Source organism: Pseudomonas sp. (assembly GCF_037994325.1).
In the GTDB taxonomy this organism is placed as follows: Bacteria; Pseudomonadota; Gammaproteobacteria; order Pseudomonadales; family Pseudomonadaceae; genus Aquipseudomonas.
Genome location: NZ_JBBNAH010000766.1, coordinates 1 through 13,465 on the forward strand (window position 1 = coordinate 1; position 13,465 = coordinate 13,465).

Sequence of the window (13,465 nt, forward strand, 5' to 3'; positions counted from 1 at the left end):
GGCGGGGACCCAGGTGCGACGAATCGCAAACGGCGTTTAACAAGCAGCGCTTGTGCAACATCCCGACACACCTCGATCGCCGGTCGCCAACTGAGGTTCACTATCATTTGCGGCCTTCTAGCTTTTACGAGGACGTGCTCGTGTCGATTCGCCGCTCATTTCTTTCTCTCTTTGTGCTGATGGGCGCAACCACTGCGCAGGCCGCCGATGAAGTGGTGGTGTATTCCTCGCGCATCGACGAGCTGATCAAGCCGGTGTTTGATGCCTACACCGCCAAGACCGGCGTAACGGTCAAGTTCATCACCGACAAAGAAGCGCCACTGATGCAGCGCATCAAAGCCGAAGGCGCTAACGCCACCGCCGATCTGCTGCTCACCGTGGATGCCGGCAACCTCTGGCAAGCCGAGACGATGGGCATTTTGCAGCCCTTCGATTCGCCGGTAATCGACGCCAATATCCCTGCGCAATACCGCTCCTCCACTGACAGCTGGACGGGCCTGTCGCTGCGCGCGCGCACCATCGCCTATGCCAGCGACCGGGTAAAACCCGAAGAGTTGTCCACCTATGAGGCCTTGGCCGGTAAAGAGTGGGAAGGGCGCCTGTGCCTGCGCACGGCAAAGAAGGTCTACAACCAGTCGCTGACCGCCACCCTGATCGAAGCCCACGGCGCGGCGAAGACGGAAGAAATTCTCAAAGGCTGGGTTAATAACCTGTCCACCGACGTGTTCTCCGATGACATCGCCGTACTGCAAGCCATCAACGCCGGGCAGTGCGATGTGGGCATCGTCAACACCTACTATTACGGGCGCTTGCATAAACAAGACCCGAGCCTGGCGGTAAAGCTGTTTTGGCCTAACCAGAATGACCGTGGCGTGCATGTGAACCTGTCGGGCATTGGCCTGACCCAACATGCGCCGCACCCGGCAGCTGCCAAAGCCCTGGTGGAATGGATGACCGGGCCTGAGGCCCAGGCGATTTTCTCCGGGGTAAACCAGGAATACCCGGCCAACCCGAAGGTAAAACCGTCGGAAGAAGTGGCGAGCTGGGGCACGTTTAAAGCCGATACCATTGCGGTAGAAGTGGCTGGCAAGCGCCAGGCCGAAGCCATCAAACTGATGGACCGCGCGGGCTGGTATTAAGTAGGTTGGGGCGGTCCGCGGGCGTAGAGCCAGAGGTAAAGCCCAACATCGCCGGCCCATTGTTATCTACGAAACGTTGGGCTTCGCTTTGCTCAACCCAACCTACGGTCTGTGCTTTTGGTCCATCAACGTCGCTGGTACGCCATCTCCTTTGCCATCTCGGCGCTGGTGCTGCTTCCCCTGTCCGTGCTGCTGCTCTCTTGGCAAACCATCGACCACGAAATATGGGCGCATCTGTGGGACACGCAGATGCCGCGCCTGCTCGGCAATACCTTGATTCTGCTGCTGGGCGTGGGCTTCGGTGTCACGCTGTTGGGCGTCAGCCTGGCCTGGCTCACCTCGCTATGTGAGTTCCCTGGTCGGCGCTGGCTGGACTGGGCGCTGATGCTGCCCTTCGCCATTCCTGCCTATGTGCTGGCGTTTGTGTTTGTGGGGCTGCTGGATTTTTCCGGTCCCCTGCAAAGCCTGCTACGCGAGTGGTTTGGCACGGGTCTGCGTTTACCCCGCGTGCGCTCCACTGGTGGCGTGATTGTGGTGCTGGTGCTGGTGTTTTACCCCTACGTGTACCTGCTCGCGCGCAGCGCGTTTCTGGCCCAGGGCAAGGGCTTGATGGAGGCCGCGCGCATTCTTGGCCAATCACCCTGGCAGGCGTTCTGGCGCGTGGCCATGCCCATGGCGCGACCGGCAATCGGTGCTGGGGTGGCGTTGGCGTTGATGGAAACCCTGGCGGATTTTGGCGCGGTGTCGGTATTTAACTTCGACACCTTTACCACCGCCATCTACAAGACCTGGTACGGCTTCTACAGCTTGTCCAGCGCCACTCAACTGGCCAGCCTGCTATTGCTCGCGGTGATGCTGGTGCTCTACGGCGAACGCCGTGCCCGTGGCGCTAGCCGCCCGGCCAATGAGCGCCCGCGCGGCCACGCGCTGTACCACCTGCGTGGCTGGAAAGCGCTGGCGGCCAGTAGCTGGTGTGGGCTAGTGTTCGCCTGCGCCTTTGCCGTGCCCCTGCTGCAACTGCTGGTGTGGTGCTGGCAACGCGGGCGCTTCGATCTCGACGAGCGCTACGTCGGCCTGATCCTGCATACCCTTTACCTCGGCGCGATTGCCGCAGCGGTCACCGTGGCTGCAGCCTTGCTGCTGGTATTTGCCCGGCGCCTGGTGCCGACGCGACCGATCCGCAGCGCCATCAGCCTGGCCAACCTCGGTTATGCCCTGCCAGGTTCCGTGCTGGCGGTGTCGATCATGCTGGTGTTCAGCTACCTCGACCGCGCCTGGGTGGTGCCGCTTTCCCAGTGGCTCGGTGGCGCCGGCAAACCGCTGTTGCTCGGCGGCTTGCTGGCGTTGGTGTTGGCTTACCTGATCCGCTTTATCACCGTCGCCTACGGCCCGCTGGAAGGCGCGCTGGCGCGTATTCGTCCGTCCCTGCCGGAAGCGTCGCGCAGCCTTGGTGTCGCCGGTTACGGCTTGTTCTTTCGCGTCTATCTGCCGCTGCTGGTGCCAGGCGCTTTAAGTGCGGCGTTGCTGGTGTTTGTCGACGTGCTTAAGGAAATGCCCGCCACCTTGCTGATGCGCCCGTTTGGTTGGGACACCCTGGCCGTGCGCATTTTCGAGATGACCAGCGAAGGCGAGTGGGCCCGCGCCGCGCTGCCGGCGTTGACCCTGGTGCTGGTCGGCCTGCTGCCGGTAATTGGCCTGATCCGCCGTTCGGCACGTCGTTACGGGCAGTAACTGCACAGTCGGTAAGGCGTGTGTGCAGGGACTAGTCTTGCGGCTACAATGCGCGCCATTCGGTGTGGGACGTCATCCTGACCGGCTAGTTGAAATCTCCTGCAAGGCCTGGTTTTTCTAGGCGCTGCGGAGCCTCACTGACCGCCCGCACCTCTGCCAAGCCCGGAAGGAGAAACCCATGGGACAGCGCACGCCCCTCTATGATCAGCACCTTGCATTGGGTGCCAAGATGGTCGATTTCGGCGGTTGGGACATGCCACTGCATTACGGCTCGCAAGTTGAAGAGCACCATCAGGTGCGACGCGATTGCGGGGTATTCGACGTGTCGCATATGACCGTTGTCGACGTCAGTGGCGCGCAGGCCAAGGCCTATCTGCAACACTTGCTGGCCAACGATATCGAGCGCCTGCAAGACCTGGGCAAAGCGCTGTACAGCGGCATGCTCAATGCCGAAGGCGGGGTGATTGACGACCTGATCGTCTACCTCACCGCTGAGGGCTACCGCGTGGTCGTCAACGCCGCCACCCGCGACAAAGACCTGGCCTGGATGCAGGCACAAACTACCGGCTTCGACGTGCAGCTTAACGAGCGCAGCGAACTGGCCATGCTCGCCATTCAAGGCCCGCATGCGCGCGCCAAGGTGGCTGAACTGGTGTCCTCCAGCCGCGCCACGCTGATCCACGATCTGAAACCCTTCCAAGGTTTTACCGACGGTGACTGGTTTATCGCCCGCACCGGTTACACCGGTGAAGACGGCCTGGAAATTGTCTTGCCACGCGAACAAGCCTCCAGCTTTTTCAACGAGCTGGTGGGCGCCGGTATTGCCCCCATCGGCCTCGGCGCCCGCGACACCCTGCGCCTGGAAGCCGGCATGAACCTGTACGGCCAGGATATGGACGAAAGCGTTTCGCCGCTGGCGGCCAATATGGCCTGGACCATTGCCTGGGAGCCCACCGAGCGCGCCTTTGTCGGCCGCCAAGCGCTGGAAGCGCAGCGCAGTGCTGGCGCGCAAGCCAAGCTGGTAGGCTTAGTGCTGGAAGAGCGCGGCGTCTTGCGCGCCCACCAGGTGGTGCGCGTTGAAGGCATTGGCGAAGGGGAAATTACCAGCGGCAGCTTTTCGCCTACCCTGGGTAAATCCATCGCCTTGGCCCGGGTTCCTGCCGCTACTGGCGAAAGAGCCGAGGTGGAAATCCGCGGCAAGTGGTATCCCGTGCGTGTGGTTCGGCCTAACTTTGTACGCCACGGCAAAGCATTGATCTGATCGGCTAACCTGCTAACTTTTCCAGGCGGACATTCCGCCTCCCCGACTCCGAGGACCACGATATGAGCAATATCCCTAGCGAACTGCGTTACGCCGCCAGCCACGAATGGGCGCGCCTGGAAGCTGATGGCAGCGTGACCGTGGGCATTTCCGACCACGCGCAGGAAGCCCTGGGCGACGTGGTCTTTGTTGAATTGCCGGAAGTGGGTAAGCAACTGGCCGCTGGCCAGGAAGCGGGTGTAGTGGAATCGGTTAAAGCCGCTTCCGATATCTACTCGCCGGTTAGCGGCGTGGTGACTGCTGTTAACGACGCGCTGGCCGATTCGCCAGAAAGCGTTAACGGCGACCCGTATGGCAGCTGGTTCTACAAGTTGCAGCCAAACGATGTGAGTGAGCTGGACAAGCTGCTGGATGCTGGCGCTTATCAGGCGGTAGCGGACGCCTAACTAAGTCAAAGGCTCTGCACCCCTCGCCTGTTTGCGGGCGAGGGAACTGATCGTGTTGGCGCATAAACAGGCGAACACCCTGCTGAGCCGGCGCTCACTCGCCTTTGAGCTGCAACTTCGGCAACAACCCCAACAGCAGCACGTTAAAGATGATTAACAAGCCGCTGCCCAGCGCGCTCAGCAGTTGCCAGACGGCGCTTGGCAGATAGCTCAGCAAGTCCAGGCCAACGATGGACAACACGCGGTCGGTAAACCAGATGGCGTTTACCGCGATGATCAGGATCAACACGACTTTCAGGGTGGGTATGGGATTGCCCATGGCAACGGTCCTTGTCTACAGAAGTGAGCGGCGATGCTCGCACATTCGCGTCCGTAACAACCAGACGCGCTAGGCAATCCCAGGGCGCAGTTTACTGCGCGGCCGTAGCCGGTTCAGCGCTGAGAATGGCTTGCGCCAGTTCATCGTCCGAGGCTTTCAAACCTGGGTTTTCCGCGCGCACTTTCTGCAAGGCGGCTTCCAGGTAAGGCCCACGGATAGCGCCGTTGCTGGCGACAAAGCTGCTCGCATCTTCTTGGGCGTCGATGACCACTTTGTGGTCTTTGCGCGAGGTCAGGTAGAACGAGCCGGTGGTGGCGCCGGACGACAGTACGTTGCGCCAGAAAGTGTCGGCCGAGACCGAGGCAACCGGGACAACCAACAACAAGGACGCAATTACGAGTTTGCGGTGCATGGGGTTTCTCCTGCAGTGACGGGCGCCCAGAGCGTAAATTCGGGGCTTGAATTTACGACCGCTGGGCCGCTGCGCTAGTTCAAGTCTCTTGCAGGACAATAGCGCTGCGCAGGTTAGGCGCAGGCTTTGATTTTCAGTAACACCCCTTCCTGGCCAATCACTTCCACCTGCGTGCCGGCGGGCAGGTCGGGGCCGATCACTAACCACAAACTGTCGCCCGCTTTGATCTTGCCGCGCCCGCCGACAATGGCTTCATGCAGGCTAAAAGTGCGTCCGAGAAATTCCTGGCCGCGCTGGTTTAAGCCAGGCTGTTCCGACACCTTGCCGGCATGGCGCAGGCGTTGCCACCACAGCACCGCGGTGAGCAGCGAGAGCACGGCAAACAGCAGAAATTGCCAAGGCCAAGGCAGGGCCGGGAACAGGTAGCTAATCACCCCCACGGCTGCAGCGGCCATGCCGGTCCAGAGTAGGTAACCGCCGGCGCCGAATACTTCCAGAATCAGCAGCAGGGTGCCCAGGGCCAACCAGTCCCAGAAGGACAGGTGTTGCAGAAAATCCATCATCGGTCACGCGTCCTTAGGCTTTCTTATTGGTGTCAAAGGTAGCTTTGACGATCTCGCCAATGCCGCCCACCGCGCCTATCACTTGGCTGGCTTCCAGCGGCATCAAAATCACTTTGCTGTTATTGGCCGAGGCCAGTTTGCCCAGGGCGTCGATGTACTTCTGCGCGACGAAATAGTTGATCGCCTGCACGTTGCCGCTGGCGATAGCCTCCGATACCACCTGGGTGGCGCGCGCCTCGGCTTCGGCCTGACGCTCGCGCGCTTCGGACTCGAGAAACGCCGCCTGACGTTCACCTTCGGCCTCAAGAATCTGCGCCTGCTTTTTACCTTCGGCGGTCAGAATCGCGGCGGCACGCAGGCCCTCGGCTTCGAGGATTTGTGCACGCTTGACCCGCTCAGCCTTCATCTGCCCAGACATCGCCGCCATCAGGTCGGCCGGTGGGCTGATGTCTTTGATTTCGATGCGGGTGATTTTGATGCCCCACGGCGCCGTGGCTTCATCGACGGTGCGCAGCAGGCGTTCGTTGATCACATCGCGCTGGCCGAGCATGGCGTCCAGCTCCATGGAGCCGAGCACGGTGCGGATATTGGTTTGCAGCAGGTTGCGAATGGCGTGTTCGAGGTTATTCACCTCGTAAGCCGCTTGGGCGGTGTTGACCACCTGGAAGAAACACACGGCGTCGATCTGTACCGTAGCGTTATCGGACGTAATGACTTCCTGCGGCGGAATATCCAGCACGCTTTCCATCACATTGAGCTTGCGGCCGATGCGGTCCATCACCGGCACGATAATGTTCAGGCCTGGGCGCAGTGTCGTGGTGTAGCGACCAAAGCGCTCCACCGTCCACTCGTAGCCTTGCGGCACAACCTTGAAGCCCATAAACAGAATGGCGACCGCGAGGCCGACGAAGAGAAAAAGCACACTACCGATTTGCATGACGCTTCCTTGTGTAAGTCATTCGGACTGGACGCCCCGTAGGGTGTGCTGTGCGCACCATCGGGGTTACGCGTAAAGCGCGTGCTGCGCGCAGCACACCCTACGACGTTACTTCTGTTCGCTTTGCGGGGTCACTCGCAATACTTCTTCAATAGTTGTCAGACCGGCCGCTACTTTCTGTGCGCCGGAGAGCCGCAGGCTGCGCATCCCCTCTTTAAAACTCTGGCGGCGCAGCGGGAGCAGGTCAGTGTCGGCGCTGATAAAGGGCTTGAGGCTGTCGGTCAGTTGCATGATTTCATACACACCGGCGCGACCACGGTAGCCGGTATCGCGGCATTCCAGGCAGCCCACCGCCTTGTGCGCCCCGGTCGGTAGCGGGGCATTCCACGGGCGGGTCAGCGACTGCCAGTCTTCCTCGGTAATTTCCACCGGCACTTTGCAGTGCGGGCACAGGGTGCGCACCAAGCGTTGGGCCATTACCCCAAGCAACGTGGCTTTGAGCAGGTAGTACGGCACACCGAGTTCCAGCAAGCGGGTAATGGCGCTGGGCGCATCGTTGGTGTGCAGGGTGGAGAGCACCAGGTGACCGGTGAGCGCCGCCTGGATCGCCATTTCCGCGGTTTCCAGGTCGCGGATCTCGCCGACCATGATGATGTCCGGGTCTTGGCGCATCAGCGCACGCACGCCGCTGGCGAAGTTGAGGTCGATATTGTGCTGCACCTGCATCTGGTTAAAGGCCGGCTCGATCATTTCGATGGGGTCTTCGATGGTGCACAGGTTGACCTCGGAGGTCGCCAGCTTTTTCAGCGAGGTATAGAGCGTGGTGGTCTTGCCCGAACCGGTGGGGCCGGTGACCAGAATGATGCCGTTGGGTTGGCTGGTCATTTCCAGCCAGCGCTTGAGGTCGTCGGGTGAGAAGCCCAACTGGTCGAAGTTTTTCAACAGCACTTCCGGGTCGAAAATCCGCATCACCATCTTTTCGCCAAAGGCGGTGGGCAGGGTCGACAGGCGCAGCTCCACTTCGCCGCCGTCCGGGGTCTTGGTTTTTACCCGGCCGTCCTGCGGTTTGCGTTTTTCTGCCACGTTCATGCGGCCCAGGGTTTTCAGGCGGCTAACCACTGCCATCGTCACCTGCGGCGGAAACTGGTAAACGTTGTGCAGCACGCCGTCGATGCGAAAGCGCACCGTGCCTTGTTCGCGGCGCGGCTCAATATGAATGTCACTGGCGCGCTGCTGGTAGGCGTACTGGAACAGCCAGTCAACGATATTGATGATGTGCGAGTCGTTGGCGTCTGGCTCTTGGTCGCTGGCGCCGAGGTTTAGCAGTTGTTCGAAGTTGCCGATGCTGGTGGCTTTGGTGTCCACCGCCGAGGCGCCGCTGACCGATTTCGCCAGGCGGAAAAACTCCACGGTAAAACGCTGGATATCCGACGGGTTGGCCACCACGCGTTTGATCGGGCGCTTGAGCACGTGGGTCAGGTTGGCTTCCCAACTGGCGACAAAAGGCTGCGCACTGGCGATGGTCACTGCGTCGTTATCTGCCGCCACGGCGAGAATCTTGTGCCGTTGGGCGAATGCGTAAGACATCAACGGCGTGACCGCCGCCACGTTGATTTTCAGCGGGTCGATACGCATGTACGGCTGTCCGGCCAGGTTGGCCAGCCAGATGGTCAGGGTTTCCAGATCGAGTTTTTTACCGGGGCGGGTGAGGTCGTCAACCTGCTGGCCGGCGATAAATTCCAAGGGATGGAGCTGGGTGTTGCTCGAACTACGGCGAATCGCCATCAGTTGTTCGGCGGTGTCCTGCGCTACCCGGCCTTGGGCCACCAGCTCACGCAGCAGGTCATTGAGATCCAGCGTGCGATCTTGGGCCTGGCTTGCGAAAGCGGACATGCGAACTCCCTGTTTGATGCGGTGCGGCGTGACGAAATAGAAGACCCCGGTTGGATCTGGGGTGGATCAAGAATAGCCGCAAGCATGCCCGATTGCGTTGTTCGACGCCAAACCGAGTGCACAGCCAAACAAACTCAAATGCTCTGCACCCCTCTCCCGCTTGCGGGAGAGGGGCTGGGGGAGAGGGGCGGGGTAAACGAGGTCGCGGCTAATAGCCCTCTCCCGCCCTTCGGGCACCCTCTCCCCTAGCCGGGCGCCCGCAAACAAGAGAGGGGAATGCTGGAAGACCGCGTTACAGCTTCAGCAGGGTTTTCCACGCTTTGGTGGTCAACACGGTTTGCGCTTGCTGGCTGCGGGCGTCCAGGCAGTCGTCTTCGATGGGGCGGTGGGCGAGGTCGCGCAGTTTGTTTAGCTCGCCGTAGAGGCGGTCGACTTCCGGCACGTCAATCAATACCTGGCGGGCTAGACGCAACCACACTTGAATACGCTCGATCCGCGGCAGCTGTTCGGCCAAGTCTTCCGGCTGCTGCTGGTAGCGGCCCAGTTGCAGGCTGCGGGCTTCTTCGGCCAGCAGGGTCGGTAGCCAGTTGCCCAGTGGCGCGGCGCCCTGGCGATTGCCACGGCTGTTGCGCTCGGTGGTCCAGGCGTTGGTCAGCAGCCACAGCGAGGTGTTCAGCGAGAACTGGCCCCAACGCGTGCCTTGCAGTTCGGCGAGAAATAACGCCGGGGCAGCTTGGCGGGCGGTGTCGTCGCTCAGACCGGCAACCACACGGGGGCGCCAGTCGTTGAGCAGAGCATCAAGGCGCTCGCGCAGGTCATGGCTGCTGGCGCGTGGCGCGGCTTGGCCGAGGCTGCTGAGCAAGGCGCGCAGGTCGACCAGTTGCTCCAGCCATTCCACCAGCAGGCGCCAGTGGCCATTAAAACGGTATTGCTCGGCCAGGCGCTGGCTGCTGCCCAATAGATGCCAGGCCAGTGCGGCGAAGGCCTGGTCCAGCGGCAACTCAGGTTCCAGCGCTGGTTGTGGCAGGCTCAGGGAATAGCTGTTGGCATCAAACAAGCGGTAACCGCGCTCGGCCTTGCTGATATCGCACGGCATCAACGGCAGGTCGGCGGCCAGTTCGGCAGCCAGCTCCAGTAGCGCTTGCGGCTCGCCTTGGCGCAGCTCCAACTCCAGCTCGCAGATTTCTTCTTCCTGGCCGCCGGCGACAACTTTGCCGAGGTCCAGAGCCGCTTCTACCACCACTTTGCTTTTGCCACGGCCCCAGGCGATTTCGGCGCGCTCGCGGACGAAGTCGGTGGTGAAGATCACCTGCAGCGTTTTCTTGTCCAGTTCAGCCAGGGCGGCGGGCCAGCAAGTGTCGTCGAGTTTCTTCAGGTCGAGCTTGGCCTTGGCCACTTCCCAGTCGTACTCGTTGCGCTCGGAGAGGCCGGCCACGCTCTGGCCACGGGTTTTCAGGGTTTGGATAAATTGCTCGCCGTCGCGACGGATGCGCAGGGCAATGCGCGCCTGGGCCAGGTCGCGTTCGGGGGTGTCGAAATATTGATTGAGCAGTTCGCGCTGTTCCCAACCGGCTTTGTTGCGTTTTTTCAGTAGCGGGTGGTCGCGCAAGGCAGTGAGGGTTTCGCGGCTGACGCGGAGTTTGATTTCAGTTTCTTTTTGCATGGCCGGGGAATCCAAACGCTGGGAACTTAAGGCCGTGAAGTGTACAGGCCCATCGCGCTTGCGTCGTCCGCGAACGCCACATAACCACCGTCATTCCCGCGAAGGCCGGAATCCAGAGTGTTGAAGGAGACGACGTTCGGCGTGAAATTCTGGGTCCCCGCCTGCGCGGGGACGCCGGGGGTGGTGGCCGCTTACGGTTTATTCCTGCAGGCGGATGCCTCTATGATGGGCCTCGCCCGTGGAGACTTGGCATGCCATTACCAACCTTGAAAGAGCAATTCGCCGCGCTGATCGCTGCGCCATCGGTGAGCTGTACGCAGCCGAGCCTGGATCTGTCGAACAAGGCGGTGATCGATCTGCTTAGCACTTGGCTGGGCGATCTGGGGTTTAAATGCGATGTGCAGCAAGTCTCCCCCGGCAAATTCAATTTGCTCGCCAGCTTTGGCTCCGGCCCCGGCGGCCTGGTGTTGGCGGGCCATAGCGACACCGTGCCGTTTGACGAAGCGCTGTGGAAGAGCGACCCGCTGAAACTCACCGAGGTGGATGGCACCTGGGTAGGGCTGGGCGTGTGCGATATGAAAAGTTTCTTCGCCTTGGTGATCGAGGCCGTGCTGCCGCTGCTGGCGCACCCGTTCAAGCAGCCGTTGTTAGTGCTGGCCACCTGCGACGAAGAAAGCTCGATGGCCGGTGCCCGTGCCTTGGCGGCGGCGGGTCAGCCCTTGGGCCGCGCTGCGGTGATTGGCGAACCTACCGGATTAAGGCCAATCCGCCTGCACAAGGGCGTGATGATGGAGCGCATCGATATCCTCGGCCAAAGCGGCCATTCCTCCGACCCCACTCTCGGCCACAGCGCCTTGGAAGCCATGCACGCGACCATGGCCGAGCTGATGCAGCTGCGGCAGAAATGGCAGCGCCTGTACCGCAACGAGCAGTTCAGCGTGCCGCAGCCCACGCTGAATTTCGGTTGCATTCATGGTGGCGATAACCCCAACCGGATCTGCGGCCAATGCTCGCTGGAGTTCGACATTCGCCCCTTGCCGGGCATGGACGCCGAACAGCTGCGCGCCGCCATTCGCGAAAAGCTGCTGCCGATTGCCGAGCAGCATCAGGTGAAGATCGACTTCGCCCCGCTGTTCCCCCATGTGCCGGCTTTCGAGCAGGTGGCGGACGCCGAATTGGTCCGCGTGGCCGAGCGCCTGACCGGCCATCGTGCTGAGGCAGTGGCATTCGGCACCGAAGCGCCTTATCTTCAGCAACTTGGTTGCGAGACCATTATTCTTGGCCCCGGCGATATCAGCTGTGCCCACCAGCCGGGAGAGTTCCTGGAACTGTCACGTTTGCAGCCCACAGTGAAGGTGCTGCGTGAACTGATTCAGCACTATTGCCTCACCCCCTCTACCTCTCAATGACAAGGAGCAAACGCGTGTTACAGCCTCAATTCCGACGATAAAGCTGAAGTCCCGCCGTACCTGCACAGGCTTTCTCATCTCGAATTTATAAGGCTCTTCGCGTTATGCCCGAATACGTTAATTGGCTTCGCCACGCTTCCCCCTATATCAACGCCCACCGGGACTGCACCTTTGTCGTCATGCTGCCCGGCGACGGCGTTGCCCACCCCAACTTCGGCAATATCGTTCACGACCTGGTGCTGCTGCACAGCCTGGGTGTGCGCCTGGTGCTGGTGCATGGCTCGCGCCCACAAATTGAAGCGCGCCTGGCCGCCCGTGGCCTGACCCCGCACTACCACCGCGATATGCGCATCACCGATGGCCCGACGCTGGAATGCGTGATCGACGCCGTTGGCCAGCTGCGCATCGCCATCGAAGCGCGGCTGTCGATGGACATGGCCGCCTCGCCGATGCAGGGCTCACGCCTGCGCGTGGCGGGCGGCAATTTTGTTACCGCGCGGCCGATTGGCGTGGTCGAAGGCGTGGACTACCACCACACCGGTGAAGTGCGTCGGGTCGACCGCAAAGGTATCGGCCGCTTGCTGGACGAGCGCTCCATCGTGCTGCTCTCGCCACTGGGTTATTCGCCCACGGGCGAAATCTTCAACCTGGCCTGCGAAGACGTGGCCATGCGCGCCGCGATCGACCTGGGCGCTGACAAGCTGATCTTGTTTGGCAACGAACAAGGTCTGATGGACGACAACGGCAAGTTGGTGCGCGAACTGCGTCCGCAGCAGGTGCCTACCCATCTGCAACGCCTGGGCAACAGCTACCAGGCCGAGCTGCTGGATGCCGCGGCACAAGCCTGCCGCGGCGGGGTAAAACGCGCCCATATCGTCAGCTACAGCGAAGACGGCTCACTGCTCACCGAACTGTTTACCCGCGACGGTGGCGGTACCCTGGTGGACCAGGAGCAGTTTGAACAATTGCGTGAAGCGAGCATTGAAGACGTCGGCGGCTTGATCGACCTGATCAGCCCGCTGGAAGAGCAAGGCATTCTGGTGCGCCGCTCGCGCGAAGTGCTGGAGCGCGAAATTGAGCAATTCACCATCGTCGAACGCGACGGCCTGATCATCGCCTGTGCGGCGCTGTATCAGATTGCCGACTCGGACAGCGGTGAGCTGGCGTGCTTGGCGGTAAACCCCGAATACCGTCACGGCGGACGCGGTGATGAGCTGCTGGAACGCATTGAAGAACGGGCCAAGGCGCAGGGGTTGAAAACCTTATTTGTGCTGACCACCCGTACCGCGCACTGGTTTCGTGAGCGCGGCTTTGAGCCGAGTGGCGTAGAGCGTCTGCCGGCGGCCAGGGCTTCGCTGTACAACTACCAGCGTAATTCGCAGATATTTGAGAAGAAGTTGTAGGGGCCAGCGCTATCTTCAAACGTTCCCCTCTCCCGCTTGCGGGAGAGGGTGCCCGAAGGGCGGGAGAGGGGCTTTTGCTTTTAAATGCGACCGAGGTGATCCCGACCCTCTCCCCCGGCCCCTCTCCCGCGAGCGGGCGAGGGGTGAACAGCCATTGAGTTTGTTTCGAGCGAGGGGAGCAGAGCAGAACGCGGTGGCACATGTATCCCCTCTCCCGCTTGCGGGAGAGGGTGCCCGAAGGGCGGGAGAGGGGCTTTTGCTTTTAAATGCGACCGAGGTGATCCCGGCC

The 13,465-nt window shown here is 61.4% G+C and carries 12 protein-coding genes; 6 read left to right on the forward strand and 6 right to left on the reverse strand.

The window, feature by feature from the left end; all coding sequences use genetic code 11:
- Window positions 1-179 precede the first annotated feature (179 nt).
- The 4 genes from AAAB16_RS25645 to gcvH all read left to right on the forward strand — a co-directional run bounded on the left by AAAB16_RS25645 (window position 180) and on the right by gcvH (window position 4,577).
- A complete protein-coding gene (locus tag AAAB16_RS25645) occupies window positions 180-1,139 on the forward strand; it encodes an extracellular solute-binding protein (protein ID WP_340665912.1) in 960 nt (319 codons plus the stop codon).
- 111 nt (window positions 1,140-1,250) lie between these two features.
- A complete protein-coding gene (locus AAAB16_RS25650) occupies window positions 1,251-2,870 on the forward strand; it encodes an iron ABC transporter permease (protein WP_340665902.1) in 1,620 nt (539 codons plus the stop codon).
- A gap of 178 nt (window positions 2,871-3,048) precedes the next feature.
- Entirely contained in the window at window positions 3,049-4,131 is a 1,083-nt protein-coding gene (gcvT, locus tag AAAB16_RS25655; protein ID WP_340665903.1) for a glycine cleavage system aminomethyltransferase GcvT, read from the forward strand.
- 62 nt (window positions 4,132-4,193) lie between these two features.
- Window positions 4,194-4,577, forward strand: a complete 384-nt coding sequence (gene gcvH / locus AAAB16_RS25660) for a glycine cleavage system protein GcvH (RefSeq protein WP_340665904.1) — start codon at window positions 4,194-4,196, stop codon at window positions 4,575-4,577.
- A gap of 94 nt (window positions 4,578-4,671) precedes the next feature.
- Here gcvH and AAAB16_RS25665 read toward each other — a convergent pair whose 3' ends face one another.
- The 6 genes from AAAB16_RS25665 to AAAB16_RS25690 all read right to left on the reverse strand — a co-directional run bounded on the left by AAAB16_RS25665 (window position 4,672) and on the right by AAAB16_RS25690 (window position 10,364).
- On the reverse strand, window positions 4,672-4,896 hold the full coding sequence (locus tag AAAB16_RS25665; protein WP_340665905.1) for a hypothetical protein: 225 nt from the start codon (window positions 4,894-4,896) through the stop codon (window positions 4,672-4,674).
- A 91-nt stretch (window positions 4,897-4,987) separates the two neighbouring features.
- Complete coding sequence (locus tag AAAB16_RS25670) at window positions 4,988-5,308, reverse strand: DUF2388 domain-containing protein (RefSeq protein WP_110615749.1); 321 nt, start codon at window positions 5,306-5,308, stop codon at window positions 4,988-4,990.
- Window positions 5,309-5,421: 113 nt separating this feature from the next.
- Window positions 5,422-5,871 carry an NfeD family protein gene (locus AAAB16_RS25675; RefSeq protein WP_340665906.1) on the reverse strand — a complete coding sequence of 150 codons (450 nt, stop codon included), beginning with the start codon at window positions 5,869-5,871 and terminating at the stop codon, window positions 5,422-5,424.
- Window positions 5,872-5,884: 13 nt separating this feature from the next.
- Window positions 5,885-6,808, reverse strand: coding sequence for an SPFH domain-containing protein (locus AAAB16_RS25680; RefSeq protein WP_340665907.1), 924 nt, complete (start codon window positions 6,806-6,808; stop codon window positions 5,885-5,887).
- Window positions 6,809-6,916: 108 nt separating this feature from the next.
- Window positions 6,917-8,701: a GspE/PulE family protein gene (locus AAAB16_RS25685; protein WP_340665908.1), complete on the reverse strand. Its 1,785-nt coding sequence runs from the start codon at window positions 8,699-8,701 to the stop codon at window positions 6,917-6,919.
- A 292-nt stretch (window positions 8,702-8,993) separates the two neighbouring features.
- A complete protein-coding gene (locus tag AAAB16_RS25690; RefSeq protein ID WP_340665909.1) occupies window positions 8,994-10,364 on the reverse strand; it encodes a CYTH domain-containing protein in 1,371 nt (456 codons plus the stop codon).
- 251 nt (window positions 10,365-10,615) lie between these two features.
- On the opposite strand from AAAB16_RS25690, the gene argE reads away from it, so the two are divergent.
- Together argE and argA are read left to right on the forward strand one after the other, a co-directional pair.
- Window positions 10,616-11,773, forward strand: a complete 1,158-nt coding sequence (gene argE, locus AAAB16_RS25695) for an acetylornithine deacetylase (protein WP_340665910.1) — start codon at window positions 10,616-10,618, stop codon at window positions 11,771-11,773.
- Between the two features lie 104 nt (window positions 11,774-11,877).
- Window positions 11,878-13,176, forward strand: coding sequence for an amino-acid N-acetyltransferase (gene argA, locus AAAB16_RS25700; protein WP_340665911.1), 1,299 nt, complete (start codon window positions 11,878-11,880; stop codon window positions 13,174-13,176).
- The last annotated feature ends 289 nt before the right edge of the window (window positions 13,177-13,465 follow it).